This window comes from Bradyrhizobium sp. P3_C3 (assembly GCF_056402655.1).
This window is the reverse complement of record NZ_JBFUGY010000044.1, coordinates 1-22,116: the sequence shown is the minus strand read 5'-3', so window position 1 is coordinate 22,116 and position 22,116 is coordinate 1. Positions and strand designations below refer to the sequence as shown.

At 63.1% G+C, this 22,116-nt stretch carries 22 protein-coding genes; 9 read left to right on the top strand and 13 right to left on the bottom strand.

What is annotated here, in order from left to right; genetic code table 11:
* The first annotated feature begins 39 nt into the window (after nucleotides 1–39).
* From AC1DW2_RS35285 to AC1DW2_RS35265, 5 genes are all read left to right on the top strand, one after another.
* Entirely contained in the window at nucleotides 40–1,968 is a 1,929-nt protein-coding gene (locus AC1DW2_RS35285) for a potassium transporter Kup (protein WP_028146684.1), read from the top strand.
* 302 nt (nucleotides 1,969–2,270) lie between these two features.
* Nucleotides 2,271–2,597, top strand: a complete 327-nt coding sequence (locus AC1DW2_RS35280) for a rhodanese-like domain-containing protein (RefSeq protein ID WP_028170872.1) — start codon at nucleotides 2,271–2,273, stop codon at nucleotides 2,595–2,597.
* A 7-nt stretch (nucleotides 2,598–2,604) separates the two neighbouring features.
* The gene (locus AC1DW2_RS35275; protein ID WP_477008265.1) at nucleotides 2,605–3,786 is read left to right on the top strand and encodes an aminotransferase; all 1,182 of its coding nucleotides are present in this window, start codon (nucleotides 2,605–2,607) and stop codon (nucleotides 3,784–3,786) included.
* Nucleotides 3,787–3,791: 5 nt separating this feature from the next.
* On the top strand, nucleotides 3,792–4,904 hold the full coding sequence (locus tag AC1DW2_RS35270) for a polyamine ABC transporter substrate-binding protein (protein ID WP_477008264.1): 1,113 nt from the start codon (nucleotides 3,792–3,794) through the stop codon (nucleotides 4,902–4,904).
* Between the two features lie 300 nt (nucleotides 4,905–5,204).
* Nucleotides 5,205–6,011 (top strand): outer membrane protein, encoded by an 807-nt coding sequence (locus AC1DW2_RS35265; RefSeq protein WP_441268347.1) that lies wholly within the window; start codon nucleotides 5,205–5,207, stop codon nucleotides 6,009–6,011.
* A gap of 226 nt (nucleotides 6,012–6,237) precedes the next feature.
* Here the strand turns inward: AC1DW2_RS35265 and AC1DW2_RS35260 are convergent, their stop codons facing one another.
* The 6 genes from AC1DW2_RS35260 to AC1DW2_RS35235 form a co-directional block, all read right to left on the bottom strand.
* Nucleotides 6,238–7,170: a lipid A biosynthesis lauroyl acyltransferase gene (locus AC1DW2_RS35260; RefSeq protein WP_477008263.1), complete on the bottom strand. Its 933-nt coding sequence runs from the start codon at nucleotides 7,168–7,170 to the stop codon at nucleotides 6,238–6,240.
* A gap of 8 nt (nucleotides 7,171–7,178) precedes the next feature.
* Entirely contained in the window at nucleotides 7,179–8,456 is a 1,278-nt protein-coding gene (locus AC1DW2_RS35255; protein ID WP_063983968.1) for a beta-ketoacyl-ACP synthase, read from the bottom strand.
* Between the two features lie 47 nt (nucleotides 8,457–8,503).
* Complete coding sequence (locus AC1DW2_RS35250) at nucleotides 8,504–9,709, bottom strand: beta-ketoacyl-ACP synthase (protein ID WP_063983967.1); 1,206 nt, start codon at nucleotides 9,707–9,709, stop codon at nucleotides 8,504–8,506.
* Nucleotides 9,706–10,176, bottom strand: a complete 471-nt coding sequence (locus AC1DW2_RS35245) for a 3-hydroxyacyl-ACP dehydratase FabZ family protein (protein WP_063983966.1) — start codon at nucleotides 10,174–10,176, stop codon at nucleotides 9,706–9,708. The genes AC1DW2_RS35250 and AC1DW2_RS35245 overlap by 4 nt, the downstream gene beginning before the upstream one ends.
* A 10-nt stretch (nucleotides 10,177–10,186) precedes the next feature.
* On the bottom strand, nucleotides 10,187–10,474 hold the full coding sequence (locus AC1DW2_RS35240) for an acyl carrier protein (RefSeq protein WP_007592476.1): 288 nt from the start codon (nucleotides 10,472–10,474) through the stop codon (nucleotides 10,187–10,189).
* A gap of 208 nt (nucleotides 10,475–10,682) precedes the next feature.
* Nucleotides 10,683–11,024: a hypothetical protein gene (locus AC1DW2_RS35235; protein WP_063983965.1), complete on the bottom strand. Its 342-nt coding sequence runs from the start codon at nucleotides 11,022–11,024 to the stop codon at nucleotides 10,683–10,685.
* 338 nt (nucleotides 11,025–11,362) lie between these two features.
* On the opposite strand from AC1DW2_RS35235, the gene AC1DW2_RS35230 reads away from it, so the two are divergent.
* Nucleotides 11,363–11,992 carry a ParB-like protein gene (locus tag AC1DW2_RS35230; protein ID WP_247307139.1) on the top strand — a complete coding sequence of 210 codons (630 nt, stop codon included), beginning with the start codon at nucleotides 11,363–11,365 and terminating at the stop codon, nucleotides 11,990–11,992.
* A 15-nt stretch (nucleotides 11,993–12,007) separates the two neighbouring features.
* On the opposite strand, the gene AC1DW2_RS35225 is transcribed toward AC1DW2_RS35230, so the two are convergent.
* Nucleotides 12,008–12,163 carry a hypothetical protein gene (locus AC1DW2_RS35225; RefSeq protein WP_166352319.1) on the bottom strand — a complete coding sequence of 52 codons (156 nt, stop codon included), beginning with the start codon at nucleotides 12,161–12,163 and terminating at the stop codon, nucleotides 12,008–12,010.
* A gap of 276 nt (nucleotides 12,164–12,439) precedes the next feature.
* Here AC1DW2_RS35225 and AC1DW2_RS35220 point away from each other — a divergent pair, with 276 nt between their 5' ends.
* Complete coding sequence (locus tag AC1DW2_RS35220) at nucleotides 12,440–12,583, top strand: hypothetical protein (protein WP_166094525.1); 144 nt, start codon at nucleotides 12,440–12,442, stop codon at nucleotides 12,581–12,583.
* Nucleotides 12,584–12,626: 43 nt separating this feature from the next.
* Here AC1DW2_RS35220 and AC1DW2_RS35215 read toward each other — a convergent pair whose 3' ends face one another.
* Nucleotides 12,627–12,830 carry a hypothetical protein gene (locus tag AC1DW2_RS35215; protein WP_477008262.1) on the bottom strand — a complete coding sequence of 68 codons (204 nt, stop codon included), beginning with the start codon at nucleotides 12,828–12,830 and terminating at the stop codon, nucleotides 12,627–12,629.
* 162 nt (nucleotides 12,831–12,992) lie between these two features.
* On the opposite strand from AC1DW2_RS35215, the gene AC1DW2_RS35210 reads away from it, so the two are divergent.
* Complete coding sequence (locus AC1DW2_RS35210; protein ID WP_477008261.1) at nucleotides 12,993–13,724, top strand: Crp/Fnr family transcriptional regulator; 732 nt, start codon at nucleotides 12,993–12,995, stop codon at nucleotides 13,722–13,724.
* Between the two features lie 139 nt (nucleotides 13,725–13,863).
* Complete coding sequence (locus AC1DW2_RS35205) at nucleotides 13,864–14,031, top strand: hypothetical protein (RefSeq protein WP_166094532.1); 168 nt, start codon at nucleotides 13,864–13,866, stop codon at nucleotides 14,029–14,031.
* A 32-nt stretch (nucleotides 14,032–14,063) separates the two neighbouring features.
* Here the strand turns inward: AC1DW2_RS35205 and AC1DW2_RS35200 are convergent, their stop codons facing one another.
* The 5 genes from AC1DW2_RS35200 to AC1DW2_RS35180 all read right to left on the bottom strand — a co-directional run.
* A complete protein-coding gene (locus AC1DW2_RS35200) occupies nucleotides 14,064–14,561 on the bottom strand; it encodes an MgtC/SapB family protein (protein WP_477008260.1) in 498 nt (165 codons plus the stop codon).
* The gene (locus AC1DW2_RS35195; RefSeq protein WP_477008259.1) at nucleotides 14,558–15,139 is read right to left on the bottom strand and encodes a peroxidase-related enzyme; all 582 of its coding nucleotides are present in this window, start codon (nucleotides 15,137–15,139) and stop codon (nucleotides 14,558–14,560) included. Before AC1DW2_RS35195 ends, AC1DW2_RS35200 begins: the two co-directional genes overlap by 4 nt.
* 114 nt (nucleotides 15,140–15,253) lie before the next feature.
* On the bottom strand, nucleotides 15,254–17,026 hold the full coding sequence (locus tag AC1DW2_RS35190) for a di-heme-cytochrome C peroxidase (RefSeq protein ID WP_477008258.1): 1,773 nt from the start codon (nucleotides 17,024–17,026) through the stop codon (nucleotides 15,254–15,256).
* A gap of 276 nt (nucleotides 17,027–17,302) precedes the next feature.
* Entirely contained in the window at nucleotides 17,303–20,197 is a 2,895-nt protein-coding gene (locus AC1DW2_RS35185; protein WP_477008257.1) for an ATP-binding protein, read from the bottom strand.
* Nucleotides 20,198–20,446: 249 nt separating this feature from the next.
* Nucleotides 20,447–22,116, bottom strand: a 1,670-nt coding sequence (locus AC1DW2_RS35180) for an ATP-binding protein (RefSeq protein ID WP_477008256.1), incomplete at its 5' end; no start/stop codon positions are given.

The following is a 22,116-nucleotide window of genomic DNA, read 5'->3' as shown; positions in this document are numbered from 1 at the left end:
TTGTGCAGTGAAGCATTCTAGAGGCCACTGGGCTCTCCCATGACAAGTGACGTAGCGATTTCCGCCCCGGAAACGGCGGCGGCCAATGGGCATGGCGAAGCCCACACCACCGCCCGTTTCGGTGCGCTGACGCTCGGCAGCATCGGCGTCGTCTACGGTGATATCGGCACCAGCCCGCTCTACGCGTTCCGCGAGGCGGTGATGGCCGCCTCGGGCGCGGAGGGGGTGCCGACGCCGGCGGCCGTGCTCGGCGTGCTCTCGCTGATCCTGTGGGCGCTCATCGTCGTGGTGACGCTCAAATACGTCGTGATCCTGCTCCGCGCCGACAACAATGGCGAGGGCGGCACGCTGGCGCTGATGGCGCTGGCCCAGCGCGCGGTCGGCACCGGCGGGGCGACCATCGTCCTGCTCGGCATCATTTCCGGCGCCCTGTTCTACGGCGACGCCGTGATCACGCCGGCGCTTTCGGTGCTGTCGGCCATCGAAGGCATGAAGGACGTCACCCTGCACTTCGAGCCCTACATCGTTCCGTTGACCGTGATCATCCTGGTCGGCCTGTTCGCCGTGCAGTCGCGCGGCACCGCCCGCGTCGCCGCGTTCTTTGGTCCCGTGATGTGCGTTTGGTTCGCGGTGATCGCGATCGCGGCAATCCACCCGATCATCGAGCAGCCGCAGGTGCTGTTCGCGCTGAACCCGCTCTACGCCGTGTCCTTCATGTTCCACCACGGCATCATTGGCTTCGTGACGCTGGGCGCCGTGTTCCTGGCGGTCACCGGTGCCGAGGCGCTCTATGCCGACCTCGGCCATTTCGGCAAGCGGCCGATCCAGACCGCTTGGCTGTTCATCGTGCTGCCGTCGCTGGCGCTGAACTACCTGGGGCAGGGCGCTCTCGTCCTCGGCGATCCCGGCGCGATCGTGAGCCCGTTCTTCCAGCTGTTCCCGCAAGGCTTCTTCCGCGGCTGCATGGTCGTTCTCGCCACCGCCGCGACGGTGATCGCGAGCCAGGCCGTCATCACCGGTGCCTATTCGCTGACGCGCCAGGCGATTCAGCTCGGGTTGCTGCCGCGCTTCGAAATTCGCCATACCTCTGAAGCCCATTCGGGCCAGATCTTCATCCCGCGCATCAACCAGCTTCTGCTGGTCGCGGTGGTGCTGCTGGTGCTGCTGTTCCGTTCCTCCAGCGCGCTGGCATCGGCCTATGGCATCTCGGTCACCGGGACCATGGTGGTCACGGCGATGATGGGTTTCGTCGTGATCTGGAAGGTCTGGAAGTGGTCGCCGTTCGCTGCCGCCGCCCTGATCGTGCCGTTCCTGTTCCTCGACCTGACCTTCCTCGCCGCCAACCTGCTCAAGGTGTTCGAGGGCGGCTGGGTGCCGCTCGCGCTCGGCGCGCTCATGATCATCCTGATGTACACGTGGCGGCGCGGCAGCCGGCTGCTGTTCGAGAAGTCGCGCAAGCTCGAATTCCCGCTCGCCGACCTCGTGGCGATGCTGGAGAAGCGGCCGCCGCAGCGCGTGCCCGGCACCGCAGTGTTCCTGACCTCGGACCCGCTCAGCGCCCCGACCGCGCTGATGCATAGTCTGAAACACTACAAAGTGCTGCACGAGAAGAATGTCATTCTCACCATCGAGACCGCGCAGACCCCGCGGATCGATCCAGCCGAGCGCGTGAGGCTGGAGCAGATCTCACCGACCTTCTCCAAGGTGACGCTGAAGTTCGGCTTCATGGAATCGCCCAATGTGCCGAAGGCGCTGGCGATCGCCCGCAAGCTCGGCTGGCAGTTCGACATCATGTCGACCTCGTTCTTCCTGTCGCGCCGGGCGCTCAAGCCCGCCGCCCATTCCGGAATGCCGCGCTGGCAGGACCGGCTGTTCATCTCGCTCAGCCGCTCCGCCAACGACGCCACCGACTATTTCCAGATCCCCTCCGGCCGCGTGGTCGAGGTCGGCACCCAGGTCACGATCTAGCCCCACCGCCGTCGTCGCCCGGCTTGACCGGGCGACCCAGTACTCCGAGACAGTTGTGGTTGAATCGATAGGCCGCGGCGTACTGGATTCCCCGCCTTCGCGGGGAATGACACCGAGCGCGTGGTGGGATGCGAAGCAGGAGTTTCAGGCATCCTGAAAGCCGCACTTCAAGTCGCTGCGATTTAGCTTTAACTTGCGGCATGCAGCTCAAGCCTTTGTAGCGCTTGATTTTCGGCTGCCGAGAGGCGAGGTTGCCGCCCGCCGGGATCGCCCCGGCGCAGGCTCGGACGTTGGAGGATGATGTGGCGAATCAGGTACAGGATCTGACCCCGGACGAGGTCTCCAAGGGTGTCGCGGAAGGACGCTATCTCCTTGTCGACGTGCGCGAGCCGAACGAGGTCGACGCCGAGGCCTATCCTTACGGCGTTGTCGTGCCGCTCTCGACCTTCGATCCCAAGGCGATCCCCGATCCGCAAGGAAAAGAGGTCGTGTTCGCCTGCCGCTCCGGGAAACGCTCGGTGACGGCCTCGCTCGCGGCGCAGGCGGCGGGCCTGCCTTATGACAAGCATCTGGCCGGCGGCATGCTGGGGTGGAAGGCGGCGGGTCTTCCCAGCAAGGTCGGTGGCTGACCTCGCGATGACGACCAAGAGCTCCTCGCTGAACAAGGTCTTTGCCGACCTTCCCGTCACCATCTTCGAGGCGATGTCGCAGGCCGCGCGCGACAACAACGCCATCAATCTCGGCCAGGGCTTTCCCGACGATCCCGGGCCAGAGGACATTCGCCGCGCCGCGGCCGATGCCTCGTTGAACGGCTACAACCAGTACCCGTCGATGATGGGCCTGCCGGAGCTGCGCCAGGCGATCGCGACTCATTACGGCCACTGGCACGGCCTCAAGCTCGATCCGATGAGCGAGGTGATGGTGACCTCCGGCGGCACCGAGGCGCTGACCTCGGMGATCCTTGCGGTGGTCCAGCCCGGCGACGAGGTGGTCTGCTTCCAGCCGGTCTATGATTCCTACCTGCCGATCATCCGCCAGGCCGGCGGCATTCCGCGCCTGGTCCGCCTCGAGCCGCCGCACTGGCGGTTGAATGAGGACATGCTGAAAAGCGTCTTCAATTCAAAGACCAAGGCGGTGCTCTTCAACAATCCCCTGAATCCGTCCGCGGTGGTCTATCCGCGCGAGGACCTCGAGCTGCTCGCCCGCTACTGCCAGGAGTTCGACGTCATCGCGATCTGCGACGAGGTCTGGGAGCACGTCACCTTCGACGAGCACAAGCACATCCCGCTGATCACCATCCCCGGCATGCGCGATCGCACCATCAAGGTCGGTTCGGCCGGAAAGATATTCTCGCTGACCGGCTGGAAGATCGGCTTCGTCTGCGCCGCGCCGCCGCTGCTGCGGGTGGCCGCCAAGGTGCACCAGTTCCTGACCTTCACCACCGCACCGAACCTCCAGGCCGCCGTCGCCTATGGGCTCGGCAAGTCCGACGACTACTTCCTGTCGATGCGGAAGGATTTGACGCGGAGCAGGGACCGCCTGACCAGGGGACTGGAGAGCCTCGGCTTCCCAGTGCTGAAGTCGCAGGGCACCTACTTCCTCACCGTCGACCTGTCGCCGCTCGGGCTCAACGAGAGCGATACCGAGTTCTGCTGGCGGATCGTGAAAGACTACAAGGTCGCGGCGATCCCGGTGTCGGCCTTCTACGAGCAGGACGCGGTGACCTCCGTGGTCCGCTTCTGCTTTGCCAAGAAGGACGAGACGCTCGACACCGCGCTGGAGCGGTTGTCGGACGCGGTGCGCGGACGCAAGAGGTAGGAAAGATGACGAACGTCGGCCGCTCCAGGCGTTGCCTTGGTTTTGCAATCGCCGCGGCGCTGACGTTGCTTTCCGCCCCCGCAGGGGCCGAGGAGCGGGTCGTCAACTTCTACAACTGGTCCAACTACATGGCGCCTGACGTCCTTGAGGCCTTCACCAAGGAGACCGGCATCAAGGTGGTCTACGACACGTTCGATGCCAACGAGACGCTGGAGACGCGCCTGATGGCCGGCAAGTCCGGCTACGACGTCGTGGTGCCCACGGCCTATTTCCTCCAGCGCCAGATCAAGGCCAATATCTTCCAGAAGCTCGACAAGTCGAAGCTGCCGAACCTCTCCAATGCCTGGCCGGTGGTGACCGAGCGCCTTGGCATTTACGACCCCGGCAATGTCTACGCCGCCAACTACATGTGGGGCACGACGGGCATCGGCTACAACGTCGCCAAAGTGAAGCAGATCCTCGGGCCCGACGCGAAGATCGACAGCTGGGACATCGTCTTCAAGCCGGAGAATTTGGCGAAGTTCAGAGATTGCGGCGTCCACATGCTCGACTCCGCCGACGACATTTTTCCGGCGGCGCTGAACTATCTCGGACTCGATCCGAACTCGACCAAGCAGGCCGACCTCGAGAAGGCCGCCGAAATCGTCGCGAAGGTCCGCCCTTCCGTGCGCAAGTTTCACTCGTCCGAATATCTCAGCGCGCTCGCCACCGGCGAGATCTGCTTCGTGGTCGGCTGGTCCGGCGACATCATGCAGGCCCGCGCCCGCGCGGCTGAAGCCAAAAGCGGCATCGAGATCGGCTACGCGATTCCCAAAGAGGGCGCGCAGATGTTCTTCGACAATCTCGCGATCCCCGCGGATGCCAAGAACGTCAAGGAAGCCTACGAGCTGATCAACTATCTCTACCGTCCTGATGTCGCCGCGAAGAACTCGGACTTCCTGTCCTACGCCAATGGCAACCTCGCCAGCCAGAAGCTGGTCGACCCGAAGATTCTGAACGACAAGAACATCTATCCGGACGAGGCGACGCTCGCAAAACTGTTCGTCATCACGGCGCGTGAGCCTGCGACGCAGCGGATCATCAACCGGCTGTGGACAAAGGTGAAGACGGGGCGGTAGTCGCTCTGGGAACCGCCCGGAAGCCAAAATCTGCAAAACAACCCCATGCACAGTAGAAGCGTCACCTGCGGGTCGCCGGCGGTGGCGGTGCTTAAGTCGCGATGACGCCTGGCTTCATCGACGCGCGGACGCAATGACCTGAAGCAACGCGCGCGGTGCCGATCTGCGGCCGGTCTTCTCAGATTGCGCATACAACCTGACGTCGTTGCGATGGTATCCGGATGTGTCCTTGGGGTGACAGCGTCCGGCGCGGTTCCGGTGTATGGAACCGGAATATATTCGTTCATAGGAATTGCCCCAATGAAGAAAGTTGTTCTGGCTGCGGCCGGCTCGTTGCTGTTCGTCACCGCTGCGTCGGCGGCTGACATGGCCCCGCGTTACACCAAGGCTCCTGTCGTGGCGCCGGTCTACAATTGGGGCGGTCTCTATCTCGGTATCAACGGTGGCGGCGGTTCTGCGCACACCTGCTGGGACATCTTCAACGATTCCGGCTTCCCGATCGTGCCGTCAGTTCCCGAGGGGTGCCACAACGCGACAGGCGCCACCGTCGGTGGACAGATCGGCTATCGCTGGCAGGCGACCAACTGGGTGTTCGGCCTGGAGGCGCAGGGCAACTGGGCCGATTTTAGGGGCAGCAATGCGAGCCAGTATGCCGTCTTTGGTACCACCTCTCTCCTCAACGACGTCACCAAAGTCGACGCCTTCGGCCTGTTCACGGGGCAGGTCGGATACGCCTTCAACAACGTGCTGCTCTATGCCAAGGGCGGTGCTGCCGTCGTTCACGACAAATACTCGCTCACGGTGACGCCGGCCGGCGCGGCCGCTCTCGCGCCGTTCTTCGCCGTCGTCGCCGGCCAGACCGGTGCCGTCGGCTCCGAGACGCGTTGGGGAGGGACCGTGGGAGCGGGAATCGAGTTCGGCTTCGCGCCGGGCTGGTCTGTCGCTGTCGAATACGATCATCTGTTCATGGGCAGCCGGGACGTGACCACGAACACCATTGCCCCCTTCGCCGCGCCGCCAAGCACCCACCGCATCAGCCAGGACATCGACATCGGCACGGTGCGCGTGAACTACACGTTCGGTGGACCGGTGGTCGCGAAGTACTGAACGGTTCGAGAGCTTGAACGCGAAGGCCCCGGTCATGCGCCGGGGCCTTTTTGTTTGGGACGAAGTCTTTCGGTAGAGAGAAGGCCAGATCCTTACTCTGAGGAGCGCGCTCTTCGCGCGCGTCTCGAAGGGCGAGGCCACCGGCCGGGCCTGCATCCTTCGAGACGCGCATTCCGCGCTCCTCAGGATGAGGAATAGGTAGCCGCGTTAGCCGTTTGACGGCTCGCTACCGCCACCTTCTATGCAGCCACAGCCACTGCTCGGGATGCTCGCGCACCCAGCTTTCCACCACGCTCGTGATCGCCTGCGTCGTGCCCTGGATGTCGATCTTGCCGTCGGCGTCGCGCACCGGCTTGATCTCCTCGGTCAGCTCGCCGCGGAAACGGTTGCCGGGCAGGCGGATGATGCGGACGCCGTGGATCGGGCATTCGACCTGGCGGAGCAGGCGGGCCAGCATCGGGTTGGCGCGGGTCTTGCGGCCGAAGAAGGTGACCTCGACGCCGCCGGTCAGGTACTGGTCGATCAGCATGGCGACGTGCTTGCCGTCCTGCAGCGCCTGCGCGAGCCGCAGCGGCGCATCGCGCCCCGCGGGGATCAGCGTGCCCATGTTGACCTGGCGCATCTCCTGGATGATGCGGTCGGCTGAGGCGATGTTGGGTCGGCGATAGAGGATCGCGGCGTCCAGCCCGTGCGAGACGGCGGCAAGCGCCGGCAATTCCCAATTGGCGAGATGGGCTGCAAAGATCAGCGCCGGCTTGCCGTCGTCGCGGATCTGGTCGAACAGCTCGATGCTGCGCGCCGGCAATTCGATCCGGCTCTTTTCCGGATGATCGCGGTCGTAATCCCAGACTTGGTCCATATGGGCGAATTCGGCGCCGACGCGGCCGAGATTGTCCCACACGCCCATCAAAATCTGTTCGATTTCTTCCGGCGACTTCTCCGGAAATGCCGCGGTGAGGTTGGCGCGGCCGATGCGGTGCTCGCGCAGGCGCGGGCCGATCGTCTTCACCACGCGGGAGAAGAAGTCCGAGGTCTTGGCCGGATCGAAATAGCGCGTGGTGCGCAGCATGCCGACGGTGGTGGCCCCGATCAGGCTTCCGCCGAGCGACTTGGCAGCCTCCCGCGCGCGGGCCTTGATGCTCGCAGGTAACAGCGCCATGCGTCCGGTCAGGCCGGTTCGCGGGTCAGGATCAGCGAGGCGTTCTGGCCGCCGAAGCCGAACGAGTTCGACATGACCGCGGTGACGCGGGCATCGCGCGCCTTGTTGCCGACGACGTCGAACAGGATCGTGGGATCCGGATTGTCGTAGTTGATCGTCGGCGGAATGCGCTGATGCTCGAGGGTGAGCAGCGAGAAGATCGCTTCGACCGCGCCCGCGGCCGAGATGGTGTGGCCGACCATCGACTTGTTGGAGGTCACCGGGATCTTCTGCGCGAGATCGCCGAACACGGCCGATGTCGTGTTGAACTCCATCTTGTCGTTCTCGGGCGTCGCGGTGCCGTGCGCGTTGATGTGGTCGATCTGGTCCGGCGTCATGCCGGCATCGGCCAGCGTCTTGTTCATGCAGCCGATGATCGGCTTGCCATCAGGCGAAGAGCGGGTGCGGTGGAAGGAATCGGTGAGCTCGCCGCAGCCGGCGATCACGCCGAGAATTTTTGCGCCGCGCGCGGTCGCTGCTTCGTAGCTTTCCAGCACGAGGGCGCCGGCGCCTTCGGCCATGACAAAACCGTCGCGGTTCTTGGAGAAGGGGCGGGAGGCCGCCTGCGGCGGATCGTTCTGGGTCGACAGCGCCGAGAGCAGCGAGAACCGCACGAGAGCTTCGGGGTTCACGGTGCCGTCGGTTGCCACGCACAGCGCGGCATCGGTCTCGCCGCGGCGGATCGCCTCGACGCCGAGCTGGATCGAGGTCGCGCCCGAGGCGCAGGCCGTCGACAGCGAGATCGGCGAGCCCTTGGTGCCGAAGGTCTCGGCGAGATAAGCTGCTACCGAGCCGAACATGAAGCGGTGGTGATAGGCGCTGTACTTGCCGCCGCCGGAGATGCGCAGCAGATCGTCATAGGTGATATCCTGCGCGCCGACGGCACGGCCGAGCTCACGGCGCTGCGGCCACTCGACTTCGACCGGTGCAACCGCAAGGAAGAGCGGACCGGGGAAATCGGCCTTGGCGCCGATGCCGGCCTGCGCGAGCGCTTCCTGCGTGACGAGCTCAGCCATCCGCTCGGACAGGCCGGTGGAGGAGAACGGATCGACGCTGACGAAATCGACCGTGCCGGCCATCGTCGTCCTCAGGCCGTCGACCGGAAAGCGCGTGATGGTGCGGATGCCGGATTCGCCGGCCACGAGCTTCGCCCAATTGTCGGCCTTGCCGTTGCCGAGCGAGGTCATGATGCCCATGCCGGTGACGACGACGACGGGACGCCCGAGTTTGTCGCGTGGTGCAGTCATGTCGATCCCCCGATTGAGCTAGAGCATCCGCCAAAGCGCGACGCGCTTCAGCTTACGGCCTCGACCAGAGCCATGCCCTCGCCGCGCCAGTGTCCGGCCCCCACCACCACAATCTGGGTGGGCGCGCCCTGCATTTCAATCTCGGTCCCGGTGGAATCGTTCGGCGGGAACAGCGCACCGCGCGAGATCGACAGCGCCGCGAGCGCGATGCCAAGCGGGAATTGCGTTTCCATGGCGTGGCCGAACATCGTGCCGGTCGAACGCACCGGGAAGTCAGCATGGCCCTTCAGGAAGCCGCGCTCCTCTGACGTCGCGGGCTCCGCGCCGGTCGCGCCCGATATGATCGCGCCCTTGCCCTCGCGCCTGGGCAGCTTTTCCCAAAGCTTCTCCAGCGTCGCGGCCGTGTCGCCGGGTTGCTTGCGCCGGGCGAGGTCGGCAACGACGCTCGACAGCTTTGCGAACGGCTTTGCGCCGCGCGCTTCTGCGTGCGCCTTCGATTCCAGCACCAGGAACGCGCCGGCAGATCCCAACGCGAAACCGGGGTGATCCTTGCGCGCCCACACCGGAGCAAACTTGTCTTTCAGGTTGAAGTCGCCGAATTCGTAGAGGACCATCAGGTCTTTGCGCTCGCCATTGTGGGAGCCGCCGATCAGCGCGATGTCGCTCTCGCCCGAGGCGATGCGCGCGAGCGCAATGCGCGCCGCATCGGCACCCGCGACCTCTTCGCCCATGAAAGTGCGCGAGGTGCCGCCGAGACCGTGCACGATGGCGATGTTGCCGGCGAGCAGGTTCGAGAGCTGGGCCAGGAACAGCGTCGGCCTGAGATCGCTCATCAGCCGTTCGTTGAGGAAGCCGGGCGCATTGGCGCCCTTGACCTCGGCCGTGAGCACGCCGGAGTCGACATTGAGGTCGCGCTCGCCGCCGCCGGCGGCCACCACCATGTCGATCTTCGACAGGATGTCCTTGTTGCCCTTGATCCCGGCGGAATCGAGCGCAAGGCCCGCGGCATAGGTGCCGATGCGCTGCCAGGCTTCCATCTGGCGCTGGTCGCCCTTCTTCGGGATCTGGCTGTCGAAGGTCACAGGCATCAGGGGATGCACGATGCAGGGCGCAAAGCCCTTCTCGTCGACATTGATGCGCTTGTCCTGAAGCGCGGCCCAGTTGGCGTCCAGGCCTTCGCCGAGCGAGGTGGCAAGGCCAATGCCGGTGATCCAGACTTCCGTCTGGCCGGGCTTCGAAGCAGTGTCAGTCATGGCGATCCGGCCTGTTGCGGGAAGCCGACGCGTTTGGCGACCGCGTCCATGAAGCCGCGCATATCCGCATTGGGGAAGGGGATCTGCGTGAAGGTGAGCGTCGAATTCGCGCGCAGCTTACCGCCGACCTTGATCTTGGCCTCGGTCACCGCATAGCCCGAGCCCTGATGCGACAGGGTCGCCTCGATGGTCATGAGATCGCCGGGGAAGACCGAGCCGCGGACCTTGGCCTCCTTGACGGCGGCCAGGATCGGCATGCGCTCGAACTTGAGCACGCCGAGCTGAAGCCAGCCCGAGGCCTGGGCCATCGATTCGATCAGGAGCACGCCGGGCATCAGGGGATAGCCCGGGAAGTGCCCCTCGAAGATCGTGCTCTCCTTGGGGACCAGGGCTTCGACGACAATCGTCTTCGCGTCGACGTTGAGGTCGACGACGCGATCGATCATGTGGAAGTATTCGAGTTGCATGACCGCGCGCTTAGGCGCTCGCGCCCTTGGCCGCAACCAGTTCGTCGATGCGGGCGCACAGATTTTTCAGCACGAAATACTGCTCGGTGGTCGCCTTGCCGTCGTTGACCTCCTGGGTCCACTTTTCCAGCGGCAGCTTGATGCCGAACTGCTTGTCGATCGCGAACGCGATGTCCAGGAAATCGAGGCTGTCGATGCCGAGGTCATCGATGGCGTGGCTATCCGGCGTGATCGTGTCGCGCGGGATGTCGCAGGTTTCAGCGATGATCGTAGCGACCTGATCGAATGTGGAGGACATCACTAAGCCTTTGATATATTGCTGATATTTGTCTGAGGTTCCAGAGTGGAACGGTGGGTGGGCATCGCGCCCCGATGACGCCCTCAACCCCCCCTCTGGCCGGGTCGAAAGCCCGTATATCGGAGCGCCGCCCTGAGTTCAATGGAGCCGGGCGGCCCCGGCGACAGGGCTGGGGATGCCGTCGGCGGCCTTTTCACCCGGGGGGTGCCTAGATATGGGGCGTCGTGATCTTGGCGCAGTCGCGGCGGCCCATCAGCACGCAATCCTGGGTGCGACGCAGGTCGGCAATGCTCACCGCGAGCCAGATCCCGATCGCGGTCAGCGCGATGGTGAAGGCGAGCGCCGCAATATTGGCGAGCATGCGGTGGCGGAAATTGTCCGGTTCCGGGCGGGGCTTCTCGTAGCGCGACAGGTCGAGCGGCTCGGGCGCGACGCGCAGCGGCTGCACGGTACCGCTGCCCCGTTGGACCGGCGGGGGAGACGCGTTGCGCGGCCTGAACTGGAGCACCCGGTGCTCGTCATCCGAGCTGATGGGCCGCTGTGTTTTCATGGTGAGGGGATCACTCCGAAGCAGCGGTTTTTAGATAGCATACGTCGTGAATGCCTTGCAGAAAATCTTCTCAACGCGCACGTGCATTGCGCTTTCGCACTATCTTGCATGGCATCTTTCCGGAACGGCTCGCGAGCGAACGCGGCGGCGGCTGTCAGGTCGGTGACAGGAAGCGGGGGGTGCGTTGCAGCAACGACCCCGAAGCACGCATCGCCGGCTCCCGTGAACATCTGCTTGTGATCTCCGCGGCCGGATCGAACGCATTTTGCCACCGCGCGGCCCATGGCATAATCAAGGGAACTGGACCACCGGTTGCAACCATGTGAGGGGCCTTCATCATGACCACCACCAACGCGCGCGAACCGAGAGTGCATCCGGTGCCGATCCTGTCGCTCCGGCCGACGCAGATGACGGTCGGCATGCGCGAGGTCAAGGAGAAGCGCAAGCGCTGGCGCGAGCACGACAAGAAGAAGCAGGCCGACCTGCTCGGCAATCACATGATCCCCGTCGTCTACGGACCGGACCAGCGCTACTACGTGATCGACCATCATCATCTCGGCCGCGCATTGCACGACGAGGGCGTCAAGGAAGTGCTGGTGACCGTGGTCGGCGACCTCAGAATGGTCGAGCGCGAGGCTTTCTGGGGCGTGATGGACAACAAGCGCTGGGTCTATCCTTACGATTCCAAGGGCGAACGGCGGCCGTTCCGCGATCTGCCGAAATCGGTCGTCGATCTCAAGGACGATCCGTTCCGAAGCCTTGCCGGCGAGCTCCGCCGCATGGGCGGCTTCGCCAAGGATACCACGCCGTTCTCGGAATTCCTGTGGGCCGACTTTCTGCGCCGGAAACTGACGCGCAAGGCAGTCGATGCCAATTTCGACAAGGCGCTCGAGAAGGCCCTGTCCGCGGCCAAGAGCAAGGATGCCGTCTATCTGCCCGGCTGGTGCGGGCCGGCGGATGACGATTAGGCGCAACCGCTCGCATCAGTCGCGCTGGAAGATCTTGGCGCCGGGGTAGACGCGCCGGGCGTAGCTCACGACCAACGCGCGGTCCTGGGTTGCCAGGAAGGGCGTTCGGATCTGGCACGAGCCGACGACGAGGTGCCATAGACCATTGAGCTTCCGGATGACGACGTTCATTTGAGCAATCCTCGATGACTCCGCATTCCCGCGAATACTGCTTATCGCGGCAGTCTTGCGATTCATGATCGTGGCCGGCGGCGTGAAATTCCCGGTACCGCTCGCGACCGTCGCAAGACAGCGACGATGATTATTAGTTGGTTACGGCGCGGCGGCCCGAGAAGCCGGATCTCATCACAGCCGCTTGAGCGAAGTCATTTTCTGCAGGGATGAAACCGTCCTGAAACAGAGCCACCCCATCTCTGGTGGGTAGTCGAGCTCACACAGGAGGCCGAAATGCGCCGTCTGGTTTTCGTAATCGCCTTGCTCGCAGTCGCCACAGCAGGAATCTCGGCATCGTTTGCTGCAGTTCGCCACGCCAAGACGCTGACATTCTCTGAGCGCTTTGCTCCGGCGCTCGAGTTGATGGCGCAGCGCTAGCGGTGTAGCGCCTCGCAGTCGCCGCTACGCAACGGTGGGACGATCACTTCTGGTCCTGCGGGCCGGGTGAGGACAGAAGGCGTTCGATCTCGGCGGCTGCCTCGCCGTTGCGCGCCTTCTGCAAGAGTGTGTGGCGTTCGGTGCCGGCGGGCAGCTTCTTGGCCGCGGAGCGGGCGTCCTGCGTGAACCTGTTCAGGCGCTCCTGGAGTGACAGGGCCGGTCGCGTGCGGTTGCGTTTCTTGGTCATGGCTGGACCTTTCCGGCGCGAAGCCAACCATGGGGAGGCGAGTGGCGTCCTTAACTTTTGTTGGAACCGGGGGCGTGGATCGCGGGTTTTTCATTGCAGCGGCGCCTCTGCGCCAGGGATTGCAGTACAGGTCCCATCTCATACCAACCGGAGCTAACTCGCGTGCCTAGCGATACGATCCGTGCTGCGCTTGTCAGGCGTTTGCGTACATCTTCCGGCATCTCGGACGACGACGTGAAGGAGATCGAGGCGCTCCCGATTGCGGTTCGTCAATATTCGGCGGAGGCGCCCGTGGTGCGCGACGGCGAGCGCGCAACCGATTGCTGCCTGATCGCAGACGGCTTCTGTGCGCGTTCCAAGACGATTCCAAGCGGCAAGCGTCAGATCCTCTCTATCCACATCCCCGGCGAGATCCCCGACCTGATGAGCCTGTTCCTGCACGTGATGGATCACGATTTGTCGACGCTGACACCGTGCACGCTCGGCTTCATCAGTCACGAAACGCTGCGAAAATTGCACCAGCGCAGTCCAAGCGTCGCCGAGATGTTCTGGCGAGACACGCTGATCGACGCCGCCATGTTTCGCGAATGGATCGTCAATGTCGGCCAGCGTCCCGCGCCCGCAAGGCTTGCCCATGTCATGATCGAGCTGCGCGAACGCCTCCGGGTCATCGGGCGTCTTGACGGCAACGGCTTCGAGATGCCGCTGACCCAGGAGCAGATCGGCGAAGCCCTGGGAATCACCGGGGTGCACGCCAACCGCGTGATCAAGCAGTTGCGGCAGGAGGGCATCGTCGAGCTGCATCGCGGCCGCGTCACGGTGCTAGACGAGCGGAAATTTCTGGACCTTGCGGATTTCGACGGCCGTTACCTGCATCAGTCGCCAATGCTTTGAGGCGCGCAGGCGACTTGACCTACCGCAAATTCGTATCGGTGCAGGGCGCTATGGTCCGTCGGCATGATTGCCGAACCGGTGTTGCCTGAATGTCGAGGGCGCAGGTGGCTCCGAGTCATGCTGACCCGGAGGCATCACCGTGAGCGCAATCTTTCGCATTCTCTTCATCGTTGCCGGTGCCATCACCGCGCTGTTCGTCGCGCGCGATGCCCTGAATTTCACGATCATCCAGACCTTCGTTGCCGTTCTGCTCGTCACCGCCATCGTCGGTGTCGGAAGCTTCTGGAGCCAGCGACGGAAAACGTGACGGATGTGAGAGCCGCGTGCTGGCGCAGCCGGCTAGGTCCGCGGCGGCGCGTCCGGAGACGTCTCAGCGGTGTGCGCATCCTCCTTGCCGCCGAGCACGCGGTGCAACCGTCGCTCGATGTGGCGGCCCACCGTCAGCAGCACGAAGGAGAGCGCCAGCGCGACGGCGACGATCTTCCACTGTCCGGCGCCGCAGACGATGCCGATGCAGGCCGCGAGAAAGGTACAGGCGGCGCTGGTCAGTCCGCGGACGCGAAATCCTATGCTTTGATGCACGATGACGCCGGCACCGAGAAAGCCGATGCCGGTGAGGATGCCCTGGATGACGCGGCTGGTGGCATCGGCGACCTTGGTTGGCTCGGCGAGCTGCAGGGCGAGCAGAACCACGGTCGCCGTGGAGAGCCCGACGATGCCGAGCGTCTTCAGCCCGATCGGCTTGCCGTGCAGGTCGCGGTCGAGGCCGATCGCGCCGGCGGCGACGGTCGCGGCACCGAGACGAGCAAGGATTTCGGACCAGTCGAGCTCCGTCATTTTTTCGGCAAGCGCCCCATCAGGTAAAACTCCTCGTTCGGCCTCATGCCGGTGAAGTTTGCCAGCCGATTGGACAGCGCGAAGAAGGCGGAGATCGCGGCGATGTCCCAGATGTCGTCGTCGCTGAAGCCGTGCGGTGCAAGCGCCCCGAAGTCCTCCTCGGAGACGCGCTGTGCGTCGGCCGAGACCTTCATCGCGAAATCGAGCATCGCCTTTTGCCGCGGCGTGATGTCGGCCTTGCGATAGTTCACCGCGACCTGGTCGGCGATCAGCGGGTTCTTGGCGCGGATGCGCAGGATCGCGCCGTGCGCGATCACGCAATACTGGCACTGGTTGGCCGCCGAGGTCGCGACCACGATCATCTCGCGTTCGGCCTTGGTGAGGCCGCCGTCCTTCTCCATCAGCGCGTCGTGATAGGCGAAGAACGCGCGGAACTCGTCGGGCCGGTAGGCCAGCGTCAGGAACACGTTCGGCACGAAGCCGCTCTTCTCCTGCACGGCGAGCAGGCGCGTGCGGATGTCGTCGGGGAGCGTGTCGAGGTCGGGTGCGGGGAAGCGTTGTGAAGGAGGAGGGGACATGACGATGTTCCGGATGGGGCTCTCGGGGAAACGCGGAACATAGTCGATCGCAGTCCTTCGCGCAAAGCGCTTGCGCAGACTACATCCTGGCTAGTGCAGAGAGAGCCGAGGCTCTCAAAGAGTCTTCAAATATTCGAGGAGTGCCTTCTTTTCGTCGTCGCTCAAGCGCGTGCCATAGTCATGCCCGCATCGGCTGTTTCCTGAATTGAGGTCATTGCAATCGGTGACCGGACGATTTGGCCCCTCTTGTGTGACGTCAAGACCAACATTTTTGATGTCGTATCTCGCGCCAACTTTGAATTGTGACATACGCTTCGCAGGCGGTACGAGCAATTCCGCCAATGTCGGCACCGAGCCGTTGTGCAAATAAGGCGCTGCGGCCCAAATTCCCTCCAGCACGCGAGCTTCATACTCGCCTCTGTTGAGGGTCCGCTCAAGAAGCGTCCCCGGTTCGATCGTCAGGCTTTCTGGCTGGCCCGGGGGTTGCTCGCTGCTGGGCGGCGCGATGGACGCCTTGACCGGAGCCGGTGACAGAGAGAGGGATGTGGACGGCGCCTTTTGGGCGTTGGGAGGCAACGAGGAGCCAAAGCCGTCACCGGAGCCGACGTCGCTCCCCAAAAACAGCTTATTGTCGAGGATCGCTCCGGCGACTGCACTGAACATCATGTGGACGGCATAATCCTCCTCCTCGAGGTGCCTGGCGATCAACGGGATTCCTGCTCCCTTCAGCGCGCCGGTCTTCACCCTCCAACCAAGCTCGTCGAATTGACGTGTGTCGGTGCCGACGTTCTGAACCGGCGTCACCCACGTCGTAACAAACAGGTCGCGCAGGGCACGGACTTCCTTCTTCTCGTGACACCCCTTGCTGCACTGCCTCTCGAAGATTTTTTGACCGTCTTTAGCCAGCTTCGAGTCGATAGGCCAATCTGATGGCCATTTTGGCGGGCCCATCTTCAGGAGCAATTCCTCAAGTCGTTTCAGTCCATCGAAGTTGATGGAGTTGGCATAGTTGAAGAACGGGCCGAACGAGCGCCTTGGTTCGAAGTTGCCGAATGCGAGAGCCTGTCCCGTGTTCCGGGCTAGTGCGAAGACGCGGTTTCCATTCAACACAAAACCGGCCCAGTCGGTCTGGTTCTGCATCGGTGAATTCCACAGGAAAGGATAGCGCACCGGAGCATCGCCAATCTTCATGTTCTCCGGGATCAAAAAATCGGGCGGCGGCCCAACGTCGGTGCCGGATATGCGGTTGAAGATGATCCCGATGGCGTCCAGCCGCCCAGGCCCCCAGCCAACTGGCGGCAATGTACCGGCCACGAATGCATGAACGCGCCGGTGCCATGCATCAACCCTCTGCCGTAGTGCGGCAACATCGGCAGCAGAAGGTGTCGCAGGTTGGGAGACGGCCGCAGCAAATGCAGCGAATGCCGTGTCGCTGGCGGTTACGTCTCCTACCGCCTTGTCCAGGTCGCTCAGGAACTCCTGGAAATCCATAAACGCCGGACCGCCGTCGATGCGGTACGTCTTGCCCCCAACTTCAACCTGCCGCGTGTGACACGCGGAGCATGTTATCCCGACCATCTGGGACTCTGCGGGACCTGTGGTGTGGAGGCCGACGGGGAGGTTGGCCTTATTGTCCGGATTTGGGAGAAAGCCGTATCGGGTAAGACCATCCGAGAGGAACGGTTGTCCGTCCTTCGCTTTCAATGCCCGTAGCCAGGTGAGGTTGATTAAGCGGGAGCCTTGGTCGCGCGTGTAGTAGTCAGCCCTGTCTTCCGCTGTCCATGTCGGGCCTTGGTCGACATATATCGGATCGCCGAGAGCGGTCTCAATTCCCGAACTTGCGGCGACGACCAGCGCAAAGCGAATGAGGAAAGCGACACGACGCATCGCATGACCCTCCGTGAACTACAATTAAACCACCCGTTTTCTCGAAATCAGAATCCGTGGAGATATGCGCAGCTCGGCGAGACGCAGCTCGCCCGGTAGCGACGAGAGCTGTCAGAAATAGCCGTCCGATGCTCGAGATTGTACTTCTTGGCAAAGTCCCGTCAAGGTCGTTGCTCCGGGTCGGAGCCCCGGATTGCATGCCGCGCCCGTTGAAGCGCGGCGAGCCCGCGACACGGGTTTCCTGTGAACTGGTGTGTCTCGACACGAGCGGCCTTGCTAAACCGCGAGCCGGGATCCGTCCCAGGCAGCAATGCCAAACTGATCGCAAATCGCGTGCATCTCGGCGAGATCCTCAACGACGCGGGCGGTGCCAGGCTTCGCCTCGGCGAGCAGTCGCGCCCTCAAACCAAGACATTCGACAATCAGCCATTGATTCCTGATGGTCCTGGCGATGGAAAGAGCAGCATCCAAGGCGCTCAGGCCACGTTCGGATTTCCCGTCCCGAACGAGAGCCTCAGCGTAACCCGCATAGAGAAGGCAGAGCTCGATCTGGCCTGTCCGCAGATGCGTGCCGCTCTCCATACAAGCGTCTATCAGGTCGACGGCCTGACGTGCCTGGCCTGTTCGTGCCAGAGCGGTCGCCATTGCTCCGGTCAGGTTGGCCTTGCTGGCATCGTAGCCGTTACGTTCGACGATCTCCCTTGCAATCGACAGGCATTCCACAGCCTGGTCATTTCGATGGAGCATGAGGAGATTTCGTCCCATCGTAATGCGGGCGAGCACTTGCCCATATGAATCCTGTTCGCGAACTGCGATCTCCAATGCACGCAATGCGAATCCGAGCGCCTCCGCATATTGACCTGTTGCATTCATGAACCAGCTCCTGAATGCCAAAACCGTGCATTTTGGACCGGCCGGTGTCCCGAGACGGGCAGTCTCGAGTTCTCCTGTGAGCATTTCATTCAGTTCGTCCATCGCCGCAATCGCGCGATGGACGTGGCCCATGCTGTGCAACACATTTGCCATGATAGTCTGATTTGAAAATATGAGTGCGGTCGATTTCAGCGCTCGAGCCGTTCTCAATCCCTCGCTCGTTATTTGCAGCCCTTCTTCATACCGGCCCTCAAACCAGTAGACCATCCCGAGTTGCGACTGGACGCTGCACACGTGAGCAATCCTGCCTTGGCGCCGCGCCAGCTCCAACGTTCGTGGCAAATGCATATTTACTTTTTTGAATTCGCCGAGTTGCAGCATCGAAGCGAAGCTCATTCGACCGAAGTCGACATATTTTTCTTCGGCGGCTTCCCCAAGACGCTCGATGAGCTTGATCGCCCGGTCGTATATCAAACTGAGCGATGAGGCTGCGGCGTTCCGGCGCGCTTCGACGGCGGCGTCCCAGAGATAGCCAAGTGCAGCATCAGCATCTCCGGCTTCCTCTGCGTGAAAGGCCAACTGTTCGTAACGACCATCCAGATTCGGGTAACGCCGAATGATCGCCTGGACAGCGGCCTGGTGGATTTCCAGACGCCGGCCACGCGGTATCGTGTTTGCACAGGCCTCGGCGATGATCTGATGCCGGAAACGCACGGAGTTACCCGCAAGCGGATGGACAAAAGCAAATCGGGCAAGCTCGAACAACGCAGTCAGCAGCTCGCCTACGTCCACGCCGAGCACCGTCGTAGCCAATTGGATTTCTACCTCCTGTCCCAGCAGGCTGAGCGTCTGCACGAATGCCTTCAACTTCGGAGAAAGCCGTTGCAGCCGCGCATGAATCACGGACTCGACGCTCTGAGGCAGCGAATGTTCGCTCGTTGCGTTCGTCGCGTCCGCCGAACGCAGGAACTCTTCCAATACGAAGGGGACGCCGTCGGCGCGATCGATGGCTCTCGCAAACACGGTCGGGGATCGAGTTTTCGGCCACAATTGGCGTCCCAAAGCCTCCATGCAGGCCCGCGACAGCGGTTGTAGATGAATGAGCGAGTCCGCAATCTCCATGGACTGGTCTGATGATTCCGGACGTCCGGTCAGCAATATGCAAAGCGGCTTTGGGGTACTTGCGCGCGCGAGCAATTTCAGGAAATGGCGGCTTTCCGGATCGATCCACTGGAGGTCTTCGATCAGCAAGAGAGTTGGTCTATCAAGCGCCAATGCGAGGAAGGCATTGACAAGTGCACGTGCAATTTGTGTTTGCGTATTGTCGGTCAATCGTTGGCGAGAGGACGCTTTTCCGGCGATGAATAGGGCTTCGAGCTTTCTGCGATCGCTTGCCTCGACGTGCAGTTCCGCGAGAGCCTCACGAATATGTTCATCCGAAGATGAGCTGTTTGCAGCAAGCATGTCGCCCACCAAGGTGCGGGCGGCGGCGAATGCGGTGGCACGTTTCTGTACGCCGCCATAAAAGACGCAGCATCTCACGTCGGATGTCAGTGCCTCGGTCATTACGGCTGTCGCAAGGCGGCTCTTGCCGATACCTGGTTCGCCCAGCAGGGTGACGGAGCAGCTTTTGCCGCCCGGGCGCGGGAGGAGCTCCCGAAGCGCCGCAAGTTCGTCGACCCGATTCACGATCGGATTTTGATAGCGGCTGGCGATTTCGTTGTGATCGACATCGTCCGGCCGGGCATTCAGCGTGTAGGCCTCGATGACCCGATCGGAGATTCCCGAAGTCGTCCTGTGTGCCGTAAGGCCGAGTGGCGATCGGCACAGCTTTGCGGTTTCGGCGCTAACCCTGATCTCGCCTGCCGCTGCTTCCTGCTGCAGCTTGGCAGCAACGTGCACGGTCGCTCCGGCAACGTCGAAGCGGGCGATGGCATTTTTGCCGCCTATGCGTAAGCCGACCAGGCCGGAGTGAAGTCCGACGCGAAAATTGACCGGATCTCCCCTGGGGCCGGACGACTGGCTATGACTCTGAATGTCCCAGGCTGCGATGCACGCACGATCCGCATGATCCTCATATGCGGTTGGCCAGCCGAATATGGCAATGCCACCGTCTCCCGCATAGTGGACAATCTGTCCCCCGAGACGCTCCACGGAGCTGCGGATGTGATCCAGCCACTGGTCCAAAAACGCTTGAGCTTCATCGGGATCGCAAGCGGCGATGTGGCGAGTTGAACCCACCATGTCGACGGCGAGCACCGTTATGATGTTACGATCCGCAATATTGGCACCGCCCACGGACATCCTCGCGCCCCGCGTGCTCAAACCGGCTCCAAAAGGCAAGGGTAGCACGAAGGACAAGCCTTGGGCTATCCGCGAGACGCGGCCTTGAGCCGCGATATCCGGGGCATTCCCCGTCTTTCACGACTGTCCGTTGTTCGGGAAATTCCAGAGGCGATCGTGATTGAATCGAGGGGCCGCGGCGTACTGGATGCCCCGGTCAAGCCGGGGCATGACAGCGGAATTTGCCGAAGCGGTGTCCGTTCTTTACCGCAGCGGCTTCTTCAGCAGCGAGAAGCGATCCGGGTCCAGCCCCATCGAGGGCTGCAGCATCGGCGCTTCGGCGGTCGCGAGCGCCTTTGCGGGCGGCTGCGAAAACACCGGATCGTTCGGCACGTCGCGTTGCGAGGTGGCGCCGCGCCAGCGTTCGAGCACGGCGCCGACGAAATGCATGTCGTGACCGGAGGTGACGGAAGGAACGCTGCTGATGGTGGCTTCGCCGCGCGGCAATTGGTGCGGCGGCACTTCCTTGAAGCGCAGGCGGGTCGGCAGCGCGACGCCTTCGCCGAACGCCAGCACTTCGCGGGTGCCGAGCGATGGCACGAAGGACAGCAGGTTCGCGGCCGCATCCGACACCGCGGCGCGCAGCAGCGCCTGGTCGCGCTCGTTGGCAAGACGCATCGTGAACAGCGTGTTGCACTGGGAGATGATGGTCGCGTCGAGCTCGGCCGGACGCTGGGTGATGAGGCCGAGATAGACGCCGTATTTGCGGCCTTCCTTGGCGATGCGCGACACCGCCTTGCGGGTCGGCCCGAAGCCGACATTGCGGTCGGCGGAGGCATATCGGTGCGCCTCTTCGCAGACGAACAGCATCGGCGACACGCCGTCGCTCCACAGGCCGAAGTCGAAGGCCATGCGGCACAGCACCGAGACGACGGAATCGATGACCTCGGCCGGGAAGCCGGCGAGCTGCATCACCGTCATCGGCTTGCCGTTGGCGGGCAGGCGGAACAGATGGCTGATCACCTCGGCCATGGTGTCGCCGCCGACATTGGCGTTGTCGAACATGAAGGCGTAGCGCGGGTCGTTGCGGACGGCCTCGATGCGCGAGATCAGCTTGTGATAGATGATGCGCGAGGAGCGGTTTTCCAGCTTGCCCATGCGCTCGTCGATCAGCGAGATCAGATCGACCAGGCGGTATGGTACCGGCGTGTCGACGGTGAAGCCGACCTGCTTGGGATCGATGCGCTTCAGGCCGAGCCGATCGGTGTTCTGATACTGGGTGTAGATGCCCTTGGCGATCGGGATCACCTCGGCGAGGACGTCAAGCTCCTCGGGCACGCCGGCGCGGCCGCCGAACAGCACGTCGACGATTTCTTCGAAGTTGAACAGCCAGAACGGCAGCTTCAGGTTCCGCGGGTTGAGCACCAGCGCGCGGTCGCCGAAGCAGCGGCCATATTCGTTGTGCACGTCGAGCAGGAAGATGCGCAGGTTCGGGCGTGATTTCAGGATCTCGTTGAGCAGCAGCGACACGCCGGTGGATTTGCCGACGCCGGTCGATCCCAGCACTGCGAAATGCTTGGAGAGCATTTCCTCGACGTCGACATAGGCGACGACGGAGCGGTCCTGCTGGAGGAAGCCGACATTGATCTGGTCCGATCCGGTCGGCGCGTAGATCGTGCGCAGCTCCTGGCTCGTGATCAGGTCGACGGAATCGCCGATGGTCGGATAGTTGGTGACGCCGCGCTGAAACTTGGCCTTGTCGGCGGCATTGTGGATTTCGCCGAGCAGGTCGACCGACGCGATGGCGATGTAGTCGGAGCTCGAGAGGTTCTCGCAGGACACCTCGGTGATCATGGCGACGATCACCGAGCTGGCGCAGCGGATGCTGACGAAACGGCCGACGGTGGCCCGAATTTCTGAGACCGGCATCTGGC

Excerpts from the sequence above, each read along its gene's own strand:
- AC1DW2_RS35285 (WP_028146684.1), top strand. The coding sequence starts at position 40 with ATGACAAGTGACGTAGCGATTTCCGCCCCGGAAACGGCGGCGGCCAAT.
- AC1DW2_RS35270 (WP_477008264.1), top strand. The coding sequence starts at position 3,792 with ATGACGAACGTCGGCCGCTCCAGGCGTTGCCTTGGTTTTGCAATCGCC.
- AC1DW2_RS35265 (WP_441268347.1), top strand. The coding sequence starts at position 5,205 with ATGAAGAAAGTTGTTCTGGCTGCGGCCGGCTCGTTGCTGTTCGTCACC.
- AC1DW2_RS35260 (WP_477008263.1), bottom strand. The coding sequence starts at position 7,170 with ATGGCGCTGTTACCTGCGAGCATCAAGGCCCGCGCGCGGGAGGCTGCC.
- AC1DW2_RS35255 (WP_063983968.1), bottom strand. The coding sequence starts at position 8,456 with ATGACTGCACCACGCGACAAACTCGGGCGTCCCGTCGTCGTCGTCACC.
- AC1DW2_RS35250 (WP_063983967.1), bottom strand. The coding sequence starts at position 9,709 with ATGACTGACACTGCTTCGAAGCCCGGCCAGACGGAAGTCTGGATCACC.
- AC1DW2_RS35245 (WP_063983966.1), bottom strand. The coding sequence starts at position 10,176 with ATGCAACTCGAATACTTCCACATGATCGATCGCGTCGTCGACCTCAAC.
- AC1DW2_RS35240 (WP_007592476.1), bottom strand. The coding sequence starts at position 10,474 with ATGTCCTCCACATTCGATCAGGTCGCTACGATCATCGCTGAAACCTGC.
- AC1DW2_RS35235 (WP_063983965.1), bottom strand. The coding sequence starts at position 11,024 with ATGAAAACACAGCGGCCCATCAGCTCGGATGACGAGCACCGGGTGCTC.
- AC1DW2_RS35230 (WP_247307139.1), top strand. The coding sequence starts at position 11,363 with ATGACCACCACCAACGCGCGCGAACCGAGAGTGCATCCGGTGCCGATC.
- AC1DW2_RS35225 (WP_166352319.1), bottom strand. The coding sequence starts at position 12,163 with ATGAACGTCGTCATCCGGAAGCTCAATGGTCTATGGCACCTCGTCGTC.
- AC1DW2_RS35220 (WP_166094525.1), top strand. The coding sequence starts at position 12,440 with ATGCGCCGTCTGGTTTTCGTAATCGCCTTGCTCGCAGTCGCCACAGCA.
- AC1DW2_RS35215 (WP_477008262.1), bottom strand. The coding sequence starts at position 12,830 with ATGACCAAGAAACGCAACCGCACGCGACCGGCCCTGTCACTCCAGGAG.
- AC1DW2_RS35200 (WP_477008260.1), bottom strand. The coding sequence starts at position 14,561 with ATGACGGAGCTCGACTGGTCCGAAATCCTTGCTCGTCTCGGTGCCGCG.
- AC1DW2_RS35195 (WP_477008259.1), bottom strand. The coding sequence starts at position 15,139 with ATGTCCCCTCCTCCTTCACAACGCTTCCCCGCACCCGACCTCGACACG.
- AC1DW2_RS35190 (WP_477008258.1), bottom strand. The coding sequence starts at position 17,026 with ATGCGTCGTGTCGCTTTCCTCATTCGCTTTGCGCTGGTCGTCGCCGCA.